General features: G+C 60.4%; 14 protein-coding genes. 10 read left to right on the top strand and 4 right to left on the bottom strand.

Going from position 1 to position 13598, the window contains the following annotated elements; genetic code table 11:
* The first annotated feature begins 198 nt into the window (after positions 1-198).
* Both FHR87_RS10890 and FHR87_RS10885 read left to right on the top strand, forming a co-directional pair.
* On the top strand, positions 199-645 hold the full coding sequence (locus FHR87_RS10890) for a TIR domain-containing protein (protein WP_183166757.1): 447 nt from the start codon (positions 199-201) through the stop codon (positions 643-645).
* Between the two features lie 4 nt (positions 646-649).
* Positions 650-2044 carry an SIR2 family protein gene (locus FHR87_RS10885; RefSeq protein WP_183166756.1) on the top strand — a complete coding sequence of 465 codons (1395 nt, stop codon included), beginning with the start codon at positions 650-652 and terminating at the stop codon, positions 2042-2044.
* A gap of 16 nt (positions 2045-2060) precedes the next feature.
* On the opposite strand, the gene FHR87_RS10880 is transcribed toward FHR87_RS10885, so the two are convergent.
* Positions 2061-2228, bottom strand: coding sequence for an oxidoreductase-like domain-containing protein (locus tag FHR87_RS10880; protein ID WP_221189819.1), 168 nt, complete (start codon positions 2226-2228; stop codon positions 2061-2063).
* 275 nt (positions 2229-2503) lie between these two features.
* Here FHR87_RS10880 and FHR87_RS10875 point away from each other — a divergent pair, with 275 nt between their 5' ends.
* Both FHR87_RS10875 and FHR87_RS10870 read left to right on the top strand, forming a co-directional pair.
* Complete coding sequence (locus FHR87_RS10875) at positions 2504-3178, top strand: heavy metal response regulator transcription factor (RefSeq protein WP_183166755.1); 675 nt, start codon at positions 2504-2506, stop codon at positions 3176-3178.
* Positions 3175-4596: a heavy metal sensor histidine kinase gene (locus tag FHR87_RS10870; RefSeq protein WP_183166754.1), complete on the top strand. Its 1422-nt coding sequence runs from the start codon at positions 3175-3177 to the stop codon at positions 4594-4596. The genes FHR87_RS10875 and FHR87_RS10870 overlap by 4 nt, the downstream gene beginning before the upstream one ends.
* Positions 4597-4620: 24 nt before the next feature.
* On the opposite strand, the gene FHR87_RS10865 is transcribed toward FHR87_RS10870, so the two are convergent.
* Positions 4621-5850 carry a nucleoside recognition domain-containing protein gene (locus FHR87_RS10865; RefSeq protein ID WP_183166753.1) on the bottom strand — a complete coding sequence of 410 codons (1230 nt, stop codon included), beginning with the start codon at positions 5848-5850 and terminating at the stop codon, positions 4621-4623.
* 112 nt (positions 5851-5962) lie between these two features.
* Between FHR87_RS10865 and wrbA the strand changes: the two genes are divergently transcribed.
* Entirely contained in the window at positions 5963-6559 is a 597-nt protein-coding gene (wrbA, locus tag FHR87_RS10860) for an NAD(P)H:quinone oxidoreductase (RefSeq protein WP_183166752.1), read from the top strand.
* A gap of 76 nt (positions 6560-6635) precedes the next feature.
* Here the strand turns inward: wrbA and FHR87_RS10855 are convergent, their stop codons facing one another.
* Together FHR87_RS10855 and FHR87_RS10850 are read right to left on the bottom strand one after the other, a co-directional pair.
* Positions 6636-6803, bottom strand: coding sequence for a hypothetical protein (locus tag FHR87_RS10855; RefSeq protein WP_183166751.1), 168 nt, complete (start codon positions 6801-6803; stop codon positions 6636-6638).
* A gap of 375 nt (positions 6804-7178) precedes the next feature.
* The gene (locus tag FHR87_RS10850) at positions 7179-8039 is read right to left on the bottom strand and encodes an NAD-dependent epimerase/dehydratase family protein (RefSeq protein ID WP_183166750.1); all 861 of its coding nucleotides are present in this window, start codon (positions 8037-8039) and stop codon (positions 7179-7181) included.
* 173 nt (positions 8040-8212) lie between these two features.
* Here FHR87_RS10850 and exbB point away from each other — a divergent pair, with 173 nt between their 5' ends.
* The 5 genes from exbB to recG all read left to right on the top strand — a co-directional run bounded on the left by exbB (position 8213) and on the right by recG (position 13561).
* The gene (exbB, locus tag FHR87_RS10845; RefSeq protein WP_183166749.1) at positions 8213-9229 is read left to right on the top strand and encodes a tonB-system energizer ExbB; all 1017 of its coding nucleotides are present in this window, start codon (positions 8213-8215) and stop codon (positions 9227-9229) included.
* Position 9230: 1 nt separating this feature from the next.
* The gene (exbD, locus tag FHR87_RS10840; RefSeq protein ID WP_183166748.1) at positions 9231-9656 is read left to right on the top strand and encodes a TonB system transport protein ExbD; all 426 of its coding nucleotides are present in this window, start codon (positions 9231-9233) and stop codon (positions 9654-9656) included.
* The gene (locus FHR87_RS10835) at positions 9653-10462 is read left to right on the top strand and encodes an energy transducer TonB (protein ID WP_183166747.1); all 810 of its coding nucleotides are present in this window, start codon (positions 9653-9655) and stop codon (positions 10460-10462) included. The genes exbD and FHR87_RS10835 overlap by 4 nt, the downstream gene beginning before the upstream one ends.
* Before the next feature lie 98 nt (positions 10463-10560).
* On the top strand, positions 10561-11478 hold the full coding sequence (locus tag FHR87_RS10830; protein ID WP_183166746.1) for a hydrogen peroxide-inducible genes activator: 918 nt from the start codon (positions 10561-10563) through the stop codon (positions 11476-11478).
* Positions 11479-11485: 7 nt separating this feature from the next.
* Positions 11486-13561, top strand: coding sequence for an ATP-dependent DNA helicase RecG (gene recG / locus FHR87_RS10825; protein ID WP_183166745.1), 2076 nt, complete (start codon positions 11486-11488; stop codon positions 13559-13561).
* Positions 13562-13598: the final 37 nt, after the last annotated feature.

The raw sequence follows: 13598 nt of genomic DNA, 5'->3' as shown, positions 1-13598 counted from the left end.
TATTACAAATCTGTAATCAAGCTCGTCCCGCGTTAGAGCATTCTGAAGCATTGACACAGCCTGCCGCGCCATAACGCCGTCCGATTGTCTGGGCGCCCGAAACGGGGTTCGCGGTACCGCTATTCCGCTCGCTAGGGATTACCATTAAAAAGTTACTATTAAAAAAGCGAGACAAAGCGACAGACATGGATAAGCGTTATGGCCCGGCATGTATTTTTCAGTTTTCATTACCAACACGATATCTGGCGAGTGAACCAGATCCGCAATCTCGGAGAAATCGTCGGCTGTGCCACGGCCGGCTTTCGCGACGCTTCCCTATGGGAAAAACAAATGCATGAGAATCAGGCTGCCATCCGCAAACGGATTGACGAAGGCCTGTACGGCACCTCGGTCACAGTCATCTGCATCGGTGCCGAAACTGCCGGCCGAACCTTTATCGACTACGAGATCGAACAATCCATCGCCCGAGGCAATGGCCTGCTTGGCCTGCGTATCCACATGCTGAAGAATCAGTATGGCAAAACGGACCCGCCAGGCCCCATTCCCGCCAGGCTCATCGAAGCCGACGTACCCATCTACGACTACACGAGCCATACCAAATTGAAGGAATATATCGAACAGGCCGCCCGGCGGGCGGGCAGGTGACGTCATGACTGGCACCTGCGGGGATCTACTGCTGAGCGACTTCCCGGCAATCCTGGCGGGAGATGCTGCCGCAGTGTTCATCGGGCCGGCCCTGTCGAGAGCGGCAGGCTATCCCGCCCCGGCTATCCTTCTCGCCGAACTGGGCCAGATCCTGGGTCTTTCCGGCACGCTGCGCGACATTGCCGCCCAGGCCCAGCATGGCCTGCACGGCGGTGACCGACAGCAGATCCAGCAGTTCATCCAGGAGCGACTGGGTATCGACAAGCTGCTTCCCGCAGCACTCGGCCAGCTCAGTCGCCTGCCGTTCAGGCACCTCTGGACCGGCAATCACGATACGCTGATCGAGCGTGCCTTCACGGCCGCCGGCAGATCGCTCGACATCATCACAGACGACGCACAGCTCACGCCTAAATTGCGCCCCGGCACGGCACGCCTTTACAAGCTGCATGGTTCGACGGAGCACATGAGCAGCCTGCTGTTGGACGATAGCGATCCGGAACTGCTGCCGACCGTACGCAATGCCAGCTTGGCGCTGCTGCAGGCCCAGTTACGCCGGCTGTCGTTCCTGTTTATCGCCCTGGAGCGCGACGACCCCGCCCTGCAATGGGCACTGCGCCTTTGCGACCGCGAAACCTTCGACCCCAGGCGACGCCACTATGCCTTGGTGCAGCGCCAGGCAGACCAAGCCGACTGGTCTGCCGAGCTCGCAAGCCATGGACTGCAGGTCATTGAAATCGACTCGCAACAGGAACTGGCCGACCTGCTCGCCCAACTCGCCCGCCAGGTCGCCCAGCGCCGGGTCTGGATCAGCGGTAGCTGGCCCGAAGGTAGCGATGAAGAAACCCGCCGCATCCATGCCATTGCGGAAAAACTTGGACGGCGTATCGCCAAGGCCGGTCTCTCGCTGGTCAGCGGCGGCGGCCAGTTGGTCGGCACCGCGACCATCGCCGGCTTTGCCTACACGCTCTGCGACGCAGGCGACTGGAGTCTGGATCGGCGCTTGATCATCCGCACCTTTCCGCAGCCCGAACCCGGCCAGGCTCCCGACCGGCAATACTGGGCAACGCTGCGCGAAGAACTGGCACAGCTTTCCGGCGTGGTCATCTTTATCGGCGGCGAGAAGCTTCGCCAAGGGCAGCAGATAGTGGCTGATGGCGTTTTCCAGGAACTCGAAGTGGCCCGGCGTGCCGGTGCCTTCCTGCTACCCATCGGTGCAACCGGCGGCGCCGCGCACACGATCGCCACGGCGCTGCTCGGCTCCGACCTGCCCAGTACCGGCCAGGGCATGCTCCGCCCGACCGACACCGAACTGCTGATCCTGGCCGACCCGACCCTCAGCGTCGCGCAACTGGTGGATGCTGCCTGCAACGTGCTGCAACGCGCCATGGGCAGTCACTGAGAGCGGCCGGGGCAACCTACCCGGCCGGATGCCGGGTCAGCCACTCGGCCATGGCCTGCTCGTGCTCGGCCCTGGCAAGGTAATACTTCTCCCACACACACGCCTCGCCACAACCACCTTCACAGCATTCGCCCTCGTAAGGCGGTTCGGGTGGCACTGGGGCCGGGTCTGCTTTGTCGCTCATCGACAACGTCCTTCATCCATCCAATATCAGCAAAATGCCCAAGCTAGGTGCCGCACGGCTGGCCACGCCAAAAAACCCTGGGCAAACGCGCTTTTTCAAAAATCTGCAAGGTAAAAAATTCTGGCCGAACTGGTCTGACTCGACACAGGATGCACTCACAGCACCACCCATTATGCCCCGAATCACTTGCGATCCCAGTGGGAAGGCATGACAGCGGGCACTTGCCGATCGTCCGCCGATGAACTACATACGGGCCTTTTGGTAAAGGCCTTGCCATGCGCATCCTCATTATCGAAGACGAACCCAAGACTGCCGAATACCTGCATCAGGGCCTGACCGAGAACCGTTACGTCGTCGATTGTGCGGCCAGCGGGACGGATGGCATCTGGCTGGTCCGGCAGCACAATTATGATCTGGTGGTTCTCGACGTGAACCTGCCCGGTCTGAACGGCTGGGAGGTATTGCGACAGATCCGCCAGTTCGGCCATACGCGCGTAATGATGCTCACCGCACGTGGGCGGCTGGAGGACAAGGTGAAGGGACTGGACCTGGGCGCCGATGATTATCTGGTCAAGCCGTTCGAGTTTCCCGAATTTCTCGCTCGGGTACGCAGCCTGCTGCGACGCAGCGAGCAGATACCGGTATCGGATGTGCTGAAGGTCGCGGATCTGGAGTTGGATGCCGGACGCCATCGCGCCTGGCGCGGTACACAGCGAATCGATCTGACGGCCAAGGAATTCGCCCTGTTGCATCTGTTGATGCGCCGCACCGGCGAGGTGCTGTCACGCACCCAGATCATTTCGCTGGTCTGGGACATGAATTTCGATTGCGATACCAATGTGGTGGAAGTGTCTATCCGGCGCCTGCGGGCCAAGGTGGACGAGCCGTTCGCAACCAAACTGATCCACACGCTACGCGGTGTCGGCTATGTGCTTGAGGAGCGTCCATGAGAGCGGCAAGCCTGTCGCTACGACTCGCCTTGCAAGTCAGCCTGATGGGGGCCTCCCTGGTTCTGCTGCTGGCGATTCTAGAGCACTGGTCGCTGGAACGCGGGCTGGATTCGATCGCCAGAATCCATCTGACCGGCCAGTTGCAGCGCATCGAACATAGCCTGTCCGTCACGGGTCTGGCCAACCCTTCTCTGGAGACTCGTCACATGTCCGACATGTTGCTGGAGCACAGAGACTTGCATCTCACCATTCTTGGCATGGATGCCGATGCGCCAGCGCTGCTCAATGCCGGCAGCAAATCGCTGGACCCCGGCCTGCGCCTTTTCAGAGCCACGCCGCAAATCAGCTTCGAAACCTGGACCGACGCGACCGGCGCCGAGCTGCTTACGGCAACCCGGATCATGCAACTGCACACCGGCCAGCCGGTTCGCGTGCTGCTTTCCTACGACCTTGCCGTCGACGAAGCGCTGCTCACCGCCAATCTGCGTTACATCCTGCTGGTCGTACCCTTGCTGCTGGCTCTGGTCGGTGGCGGCGCCTGGTGGATCGCCCAGAAGGGCCTTGCGCCGCTGCGCCAGTTCATCAAGGTCGCCGCACAGGTATCAACGGATGATCTATCGCACCGGATCGCCACGGCAGGCTTGCCCCGCGAGCTGGATGAGCTGGCCCGTGGCATTAATGTGATGCTGGAGCGCCTGGATGACGGCGTTCAGCAACTGGCGCAGTTTTCCGACGATCTGGCTCATGAGCTGCGTTCGCCCATCACCAACTTGCTGGGCAAGGCACAAGTTACCCTGGCACGGGAGCGCTCGGCAGAAGATTACAAAGCGGCGCTGGAATCCTGTACCGAAGAGTTGGAACGGCTGGCGCGAATCGTCTCGGATATGCTGTTTCTGGCCCAGGTCAGCCAGCCGGCGCCGCACCTGCCGTTCGAGCCGATCCTCCTGGAACATGAAGTGGCGAAGATGGCGGATATCTTTGGCATCGCAGCGGAAGAAAAGCATATCGAGCTGAGCACGTCCGGCGCAGGCCGGGTCCTGGGTGATCGCCTGATGATCCAGCGTGCCTTGTCGAATCTGCTGTCCAACGCCATCCGCCACTGCCCCGAAGATGGCGAAATTTCCATTCGAATCGAGGCCGCCGCCGGACGGGTAACGCTGTCGATAGGCAACAGCGGCCCCGGTATCGCGCCGCAGCATCTTGCTTATATTTTCGAGCGCTTCTATCGGGCCGATGCCTGTCGTTCACGGGCCAAGGGCGGTACCGGCTTGGGGCTGGCGATCGTTCGCTCGATCATGGTCTTGCACCAGGGTCGCGTAGAGGCCACCAGCAAACCGGGCGAGTTGACGATGTTTCGCCTGATCTTCCCGGACATCGCCCATGGCATGGAACGCCATATGTTCAACAGTGGAAACTGAAGCTGCTTCAGACGCTATTTTTTCTCACCCGAAAAACCAGTAGCAGACCCCAATAGCCGCCACCACGCCGGCAAAATCAGCCAACAGCGCGCACCCGACTGCATGGCGGGCACGCTGGATACCGACCGCGCCGAAATAGACGGCTAGTACATAAAAGGTGGTTTCAGTACTGCCCTGGATGGTGGCGGCGACCAACGCCGGGAAGCTGTCCACCCCGTGGCTCTGCATGGTCTCGATCAGCATCGCGCGCGCTGCGCTGCCGGAGAACGGCTTGACCAGGGCAGTGGGTAATGCGTCGACGAAGCGCGCATCCCAGCCGAGCACGTCCACCAACCAGCGGATGCCATCCAGACCGAATTCCAGCGCTCCGCAAGCCCGCAGCACACCGACCGCACATAGCATGGCAAGCAGATAAGGCAGAAGGTTCTTCGCCACCTCGAAGCCTTCTTTGGCACCATCGATGAAAGCCTCGTACACCGGCACCTTGCGCCAGGCACCGACCGCAACAAACGTGACGATCAGACCGAACAGAACCAGGTTGCCGAGCAACGACGACAACTGTGCCAGCGCGGCGGCGGAAAGACTGGCCAGGAATGCCATGAAACCACCGAGCAGCAGGGCGCCAGGCAACAGATAGGCCAGCACGACAGGATCCCACAGCCGCAGGCGCTGCATCAGCGCCACCGAGCACAGGCCAGCGAGAGTCGAGGCACTGGTGGCCAGCAGGATCGGCAGGAATACCAATGTCGGGTCCTCAGCGCCCTGCTGCACGCGGTACATAAAGATCGATACCGGCAACAGCGTCAGCGAAGAGGCGTTCAGCACCAGAAACAGGATCTGTGCATTACTGGCCGTCGTCTGACTGGGGTTGAGCTCCTGTAAGGAGCGCATGGCCTTGAGGCCGATGGGCGTCGCGGCGTTATCCAACCCCAGACCGTTGGCAGCGAAATTCAACGTGATCAGGCCCAGAGCCGGATGCCCGTTCGGCACTTCCGGCATCAAGCGCCGGAACAACGGGCCAAGCAGGTGTGCCAGCAGATCCACCAGCCCGGCTCGCTCGGCGATGCGCAGAAAACCGAGCCAGAGCGTCAGGGTACCGAACAACAGGATCATCACCTCGACCGACAGCCTGGCCATGGCGAACAGGCTTTCCACCAGAGCGGCGAATACCGCTGGATCGCCACCCAGCAACCAGCGCACCAACGCGGACAGCGCGGCAATCAGGAAAAACCCCAGCCACAGGCCGTTGAGCATGACGCACTCCCCTCGGGATCAGGAAAACGCGGCGATGATAAAGGCCAGGCACGCAACGGTCACTTGGTACGTCTACACTCAATAGGGAAACGACCAACTGAAGGAAGATCCTATGAAGAAAGTTCTGGTGCTGTATTACTCGATGTACGGCCATATTGAGCAGATAGCACAGGCCGTGGCGGACGGTGCCGACAGCGTGGCGGGGGTCGAGGTGACGCTCAAGCGCGTACCGGAGACCATTCCGGAAGACATCGCACGCAAGTCCGGCGCCAAACTGGAACAAGCTGCTCCCATTGCCAGCCCGCAGGAGTTGGGCGACTACGATGCGATCATCTTCGGCACGCCGACCCGCTTCGGCAACATGGCCGGGCAGATGCGCACCTTTCTCGACCAGACTGGCGGGCTCTGGGTCAAGGGCTCACTGATCGGCAAGATCGGTAGCGTATTCACCTCCACCGGCACCGGTGGCGGCTCGGAAACCACCATCACGTCCTTCTGGAATACCCTGGCGCACCACGGCATGCTGATTACCGGCCTGCCCTATTCGGCACCGAACCTCACCGACATCTCACAGATGCAGCGCAATTCGCCCTACGGTACGGCGACAGTGGCAGGTGCCGATGGCACGCATCAGCCGAGCGAGCTGGATCTATCCCTGGCCCGCTTCCAGGGCGAGCATGTGGCAAAGCTGGCAGTGCGGATGCAATAGCGACTCCTGGCAAAGATGGCGCAATCGCTTGCCCGTCAGATCACGTTAGACGGCCACGCGCCAGTCACTGTTTCGCCTACTTGCCGGCTACCTTTTCGGCTGGTGCCTCCTGGGTTTTACCAGGTATATCCAGCCGCTCATCTCGACTCACGGGCTCGCCAGTCGACAGATCGATCGGGCTGCTATCTTGTTTGAGGCGTTCCGTCAGGGCTTCTGCACTGGCAGTATTGTGGGTCTGTTTCATAGAGAAGTTCCTCCGCAAGCCTCGTGACAAAGAGCACAGAATGTTTCACTGCACTTACCCTGTTCATTAGGAAGGCATCGCCGGATAGAAGTTGCGTGCGCAGGATGTCCCTAGACGGACGGCCATGAGCCGAACGAACGAATTGCGTACCTGGCCCGCGTGAATCCAGGCAAAGGCCAGTACGTCTGTATCAGCACGGCGTCGAGACCATGGAATCCATGCAGGGCCTCAATACACCGTGTCGCCGGTATCGATACAGCAAGTGCCACACCCTTTTTTAGTACATGAATGGCAAATCGAGTTGCAGAAACCGTCCACTAAAGATGGCATGGCAGGAAGCTGACACAGCACCGGGGAAGCAGATAATCGAACCGCTTAGCCAGTTGCGGCGATGAGTGCCTCGTAGCCTTCGCGATAGCTCGGATAAAGCGGCGACCAGCCCAGCGCGCGGGCGCGTGCATTGCTGCAACGCTTGCTGGCGGAGCGCCGCACGATGTTTTCCTCTACTTGCAGGGTGACGCCCAGACGCTGCCGTAACCAACCGACAACCTCATGCAGGGGAGCGGGTTCGTCGTCTACTCCGAGATAGCAGTCAGCCAGAGTTTCGCCACGCGCATCGGCGGCCAGCAAAAAAGCCAGCAACCCGGCGGCATCGTCGGCATGGATACGATTGCCATACAGCGCAGGCTCCTCGGCGACTCGATAGCCTTGACGGACCTGGCTCAACAGCCATTGGCGGCCAGGGCCATAAATACCGGCCAGGCGAATCACACTGGCCGGATGGCCGCTGTCCAGCAGCAGACGCTCCGCTTCGAGCAGCAACCGCCCAGAGAACCCCGAGGGCAAGGTCGGTGAATCTTCGTCGACCCATTCACCGTCACATTGGCCATAAACCCCTGTACTGGAGACGAACAGCAGCCGCCGCGGCCGTTGTCCATGCAGCGCCAGCCAGCTCAGCACATGGTTCAGCCCATCCACATAGGTAGCCCGATAAGCGGATTCGTCATGTCCGGTGGCGGCCGCACAATACACCAGATAATCCAGTGCAGCGGTCGGCCATCCAGGCGGACAACGGCTGTCGAAAAGATCACCCGGAAGCGGCCGAATGGTTCCAGGTAAATTTGCGACAAAGCGACGCAACCCATGGACTCTCCAGCTAAGCTGAGACAGTCTCAATCCCATTCGCGATCCAATATCGCCGCAGCCGGCGATCAATAAGGTAGGGTTTTCGGGCATTTACCGGGTTCCCGCACTCGATGTATACGCCTGACAACCACAGGTCAGCCAAACAGCATGACGCGCAGTTGGTTCCTTTACAAACAATAATTAATCGCAATAATAGCTTAATTATGTTTCCTTTTAATTCTTTTTCCTTCGGGATATTCACTTACCTCAGAGGTCCGGTACGCATGAAATCATTCCCCCTTCGCGTTCAACCGTCTCCATCCAGGCCCCGCACCCTGACAGCCGTAGCGATGGCCTTCGGCCTGCTGCTGGCTTCCGGCAGTACCTTCGCCCAGCAGGCAGGTAATATCGATGCGGCAAAGACATCGGCCAGCAATCCAGCGCCGATAACTGCAACCGATACCACGCCTGCTGCGCCTGCCGGCAGCCCAGGTGCAACCCCTGCGGCAACAGCCAATCCGAATGATCCGAACGCAGCAGCACCCGCTATCGATAGCGAGGAACTGAGCGCGGAAGAACTCAACGCCGGCATGTCCCATGACCTGTCGCCCTGGGGCATGTACATGGCTGCCGACCGTGTGGTGAAGGGCGTGATGATCGCCCTGGCCCTGGCCTCGGTCGCCACCTGGACCATCTTCTTCGCCAAAAGCTTCGAACTCGGTCGCGCCAAGCGCCGCCTGCGCCGCGAACTGGCCGGTTTCAAAGGCTCGCGCTCCCTCAAACATGCCGCCGAGCAAATGGACGACAGCAGTCTCAGCGCCACCCTGATCGGAGAAGCCCAGGAAGAACTGCGTCTTTCGACCAATCTACGCGAGAAAGACGGCATCAAGGAACGTGTCGCTCTACGCCTGGACCGCATCGTGGCTGCCAGTGGCCGCCGCATGAGCCAGGGCACCGGTATACTCGCCACCATTGGTTCCATCGCGCCCTTCGTCGGCTTGTTCGGTACCGTATGGGGCATCATGAACAGCTTCATCGGCATCGCCAAATCCCAGACCACCAACCTGGCCGTGGTCGCTCCGGGTATCGCCGAAGCTCTGCTGGCCACAGCTATCGGCCTGGTCGCGGCGATTCCTGCGGTAATCATTTACAACATTTTCGCCCGCTCTATCACCGGCTACAAAGCCCAGGTCGTCGATGCCTCCACCCAGGTTCTGGTCCTGGTCAGCCGCGATCTCGATCATCTGCCAGCCAGCACCGAACAGCGTGGCCAGGCACCGCATGTTGTAAAGGTGGGCTGACATGGGCGTACAACTTGGCGAAAACAGCGGTGACGAGCTGACGGAATCCCACGACATCAACGTCACCCCGTTCATTGACGTCATATTGGTGCTGCTGATCATTTTCATGGTCGCCGCACCATTGGCTACCGTAGACGTGAAGCTCGATCTGCCAGCCTCCACAGCCAAGCCTGAACCACGGCCGGACAAGCCGATCTACCTCAGTATCAAAAAAGACCACAGCCTGTTCCTGGGCAACGATCCAGTACAGATGGATCAGCTGGGTACTTCGCTGGATACACTGACGAGTACCGACAAACAGAAGGCCATTTTCGTCAGAGGTGACGAGGCGCTGGAATACGGTCGCCTCATGGAAGTCATGGATAACCTGCGCGCTGCGGGTTATCTGAAAATTGGTCTGGTAGGACTCGAGACGGTCGGCAAATGAGCAGCAACTCCCGCAAAATACCGCTGTGGGGCATCAGCCTCCTGCTGGTACTGAGCCTGCACATCGGAATAGTGGCCTGGTCACTGTTCTGGCGCGCCAAACCACCGCCGATCGAGTTGCCGCCGGCGGCTCCCATGATGGTCCAGCTGGAACCCCTGCCACCTCCGCCGCCGCCCCCACAGGCGCAGCAGGTCGAACCGGAACCGATTCCGGACCCGGAACCGAAACTGGTAGAGGCACCGGATCCGAAGCTGGCAGTAGCCAAGACGGAACCCAAGCCCAAGCCGAAACCCAAACCCAAAAAGGAAAAGCCGAAGAAGCCTGACCAAGAGAAGAAGGTCGCGCAGAAGCCGGTGGAATCGCCCGACAAGAAAGACTCGCCGATGGAGAGTCAGGTCGCTCAGTCGAGCACTACCGACGCGAACTCCCGAACGACGTCAGCCGCTTCAACGGCTTCGTCGAATGCCAAACAGGATGGCATGTCTTCTTCGACGCAACAGGTAAAGGCTTCCTGGCAAAGTCTGCTGCTGAGCCACCTGGCGCGCTACAAGATTTATCCCGAAGAAGCCAAGCGGCGTGAAAGACCGGGAGTCAAGGTCAACCGCCTGCGTTTCACTATCGATGGGGAAGGACGCGTACTCTCCTACGAACTGGTTGGTCGCTCCGGAAACCCGCTGCTTGACCGCGCCACGCTGGAAATGATTCGCAAGGCACAGCCACTGCCGCCACCACCGCCCGAGTTGCTCAACGACGGCACCCTGGAAATCGTTGCGCCCCTGGCTTACGAGCTCAAACGCAGCAGTTGATCCAGTTCTTGCCAAGGAAACTGCAGCGGTTTCCTTGTTCCAGTTGGTTCCATGGCTTGCAGCCGCTATGCTTGGCCGCAAGCCAATGGAATATGCTTATGACCCTGACCGAACTGCGGTACATCGTCACCCTTGCCCAGGAACAGCATTTCGGCCGTGCGGCTGAGCGCTGTCATGTCAGTCAACCGACCCTTTCGGTTGGCGTGAAAAAGCTTGAAGACGAGCTGGGTGTGCTGATCTTCGAACGTACCAAGAGTGCGGTCCGCCTGACTCCGGTCGGCGAAGGCATCGTCACCCAGGCACAGAAGGTGCTGGAACAGGCGCAGAACATCCGCGAACTGGCCCAGGCCGGCAAGAATCAGCTAGCTGCGCCGCTCAAGGTAGGCGCCATCTACACCATCGGGCCCTATCTGTTCCCCCATCTGATTCCCCAGTTGCACCGTGTCGCCCCGGACATGCCGTTGTATATCGAAGAAAATTTCACCCATGTCCTGCGCGACAAGCTGCGCACTGGAGAACTCGACGCCATCATTATCGCCTTGCCGTTCCAGGAAGCCGATGTTCTGACCATGGCGCTCTATGACGAACCTTTTTACGTATTGATGCCGGCCAACCATCCCTGGACCAAGCTGGGCGTCATCAAGAACGAGATGCTCAATGACAAGAGCCTGCTGCTGCTAGGCGAAGGTCACTGCTTTCGTGATCAGGTACTGGAAGCCTGCCCAAGCAGCAACAAGACTGAATCGGGCAACTTCACCACCATCGAGTCCAGCTCGCTGGAAACCATCCGCCACATGGTCGCTTCGGGGCTGGGGATATCGGTCCTGCCGCTTTCGGCAGTCGACAGTCATCATTATGCGCCCGGTATCATCGAAGTTCGCCCACTGACACAGCCGGCGCCCTTTCGCACCGTGGCGATTGCCTGGCGGGCCAGTTTCCCACGGCCGAAGGCCATCGAAGTACTGGCCGACTCCATTCGCCTGTGCTCGGTGAGCAGCCCGGCCAGCAAGGACTGAAACCGGCATGCCCGATCTTTCGGCCGTCCCGGTGACCGCGCTCAAGGGAGTAGGCGCGGCACTGGCGGAGAAATTGGCCAAGGTCGGCCTCGAAACCCTGCAGGATGTGCTCTTCCACCTACCGCTGCGTTATCAGGATCGTACCCGGATTACCCCTATCGGTGCCCTGCGACCCGGCCAGGATGCCGTAGTGGAAGGCGTGGTGGCAGCCGCCGACGTTATTATGGGTCGCCGGCGCAGCCTGCTGCTGCGGTTGCAGGATGGCACCGGTACGCTCAGCCTGCGTTTCTATCATTTCAGCCAGGCGCAGAGAGATGCGCTCAAGCGCGGTACCCAATTGCGCTGTTATGGCGAGGTCCGTCCCGGTGCCTCCGGCCTGGAAATCTATCATCCAGAATGCCGCACCCTGAACGAGGCACAGCCGGTGCCGATCGAACAGACCCTGACCCCGATCTATCCGACGACCGAAGGGCTTACCCAACTGCGCCTGCGCAGCTTGACCCAGCAGGCTCTGGCTCGCCTCGGTCCGCACAGCCTGCCAGATTGGCTGCCACAGGAATTGGCGCGTCACTATCACCTGGCACCGCTCGACGAAGCGGTTCGCTACCTGCACCGACCACCACCGGATGCTGATCAGCAGGAGATGGCCGAAGGCCATCATTGGGCACAGCACCGCCTGGCCTTCGAAGAGCTACTGACCCACCAGCTTTCCCTGCAGCGCCTGCGCGAAAGCGTGCGAGCCCAGCAGGCCCCGGCATTACCAATCGCCCGACGCCTGCCGCAGCTATTCCTGCAAAATCTCGGCTTCGTCCCGACCGGTGCCCAGCAGCGAGTCGGTGCCGAAATCGCCTACGACCTCAGCCAGCCCGAACCGATGCTGCGGCTGATTCAGGGCGATGTCGGCGCCGGCAAGACGGTAGTCGCCGCACTGGCAGCACTGCAAGCGCTGGAGGCTGGTTATCAGGCAGCCCTGATGGCTCCGACGGAAATCCTCGCCGAACAACATTACGTGAATTTCGCCAAGTGGCTCGAACCGCTCGGCCTGGAGCTGGCCTGGCTGGCCGGCAAGCTCAAGGGTAAATCCCGCCTCACGGCATTGGAAAAAATCGCGGCTGGCTGTCCGATGGTGATCGGTACCCATGCGCTGTTCCAGGACGAGGTGCGCTTTCGCAACCTGGCCCTGGTCATCATCGACGAGCAGCATCGCTTCGGAGTGCAACAACGCCTTGCCCTGCGCCAGAAGGGTGTCGAAGGCCGGCTCTGCCCTCACCAGTTGATCATGACTGCCACACCGATCCCGCGAACGCTGGCAATGAGTGCCTACGCTGACCTGGATACCTCGATCCTCGACGAACTGCCGCCCGGCCGCACGCCGGTGAATACGCTGGTACTCGCCGACAGCCGGCGCAGCGAGGTGATCGAACGGGTTCGCAACGCCTGCCTGCAAGGTCGCCAGGCCTATTGGGTCTGCACGTTGATCGAAGAATCCGAGGAATTGACCTGCCAAGCCGCCGAAACGACTTTCGAGGAACTGTCTAGTGCGTTGCTCGAACTCAACGTTGGCCTGATTCACGGGCGTATGAAGCCTGCGGAAAAAGCAGCAGTGATGGAAGCGTTCAAACAGGGGCGCCTGCAACTGCTGGTGGCCACCACCGTGATCGAAGTCGGCGTGGATGTGCCCAATGCCAGCCTGATGATCATCGAAAACCCCGAGCGCCTGGGGCTGGCCCAGTTGCACCAGTTGCGCGGCCGGGTCGGCCGCGGCAACGCAGCAAGTCACTGTTTGCTGCTCTATCATGCACCGCTGTCACAGATGGGCCGTGAACGATTGGCTATCATGCGTGAGACCTGCGATGGTTTCGTCATTGCGGAAAAAGACCTGGAATTGCGCGGGCCGGGTGAAATGCTCGGTGTCCGGCAGACAGGGCTACTGCAATTCAAGGTGGCCGACCTGCTGCGCGATGCCGCCTTGCTACCCCAGGTACGCGAAGCGGCCCAGCGGCTGCTCGCCGACTGGCCGGAACGAGCCGGGCCACTTCTGAATCGCTGGCTGCGGCATGGACAGCAGTATGGCCAGGTCTGACACACCATTGTCTGGCCAGTTCCTCTGCCCGGCCGAG

The organism is Azomonas macrocytogenes (assembly GCF_014191985.1).
Lineage (GTDB): Bacteria > Pseudomonadota > Gammaproteobacteria > Pseudomonadales > Pseudomonadaceae > Azomonas > Azomonas macrocytogenes.
This window is presented reverse-complemented; position numbering and strand designations above follow the sequence as displayed.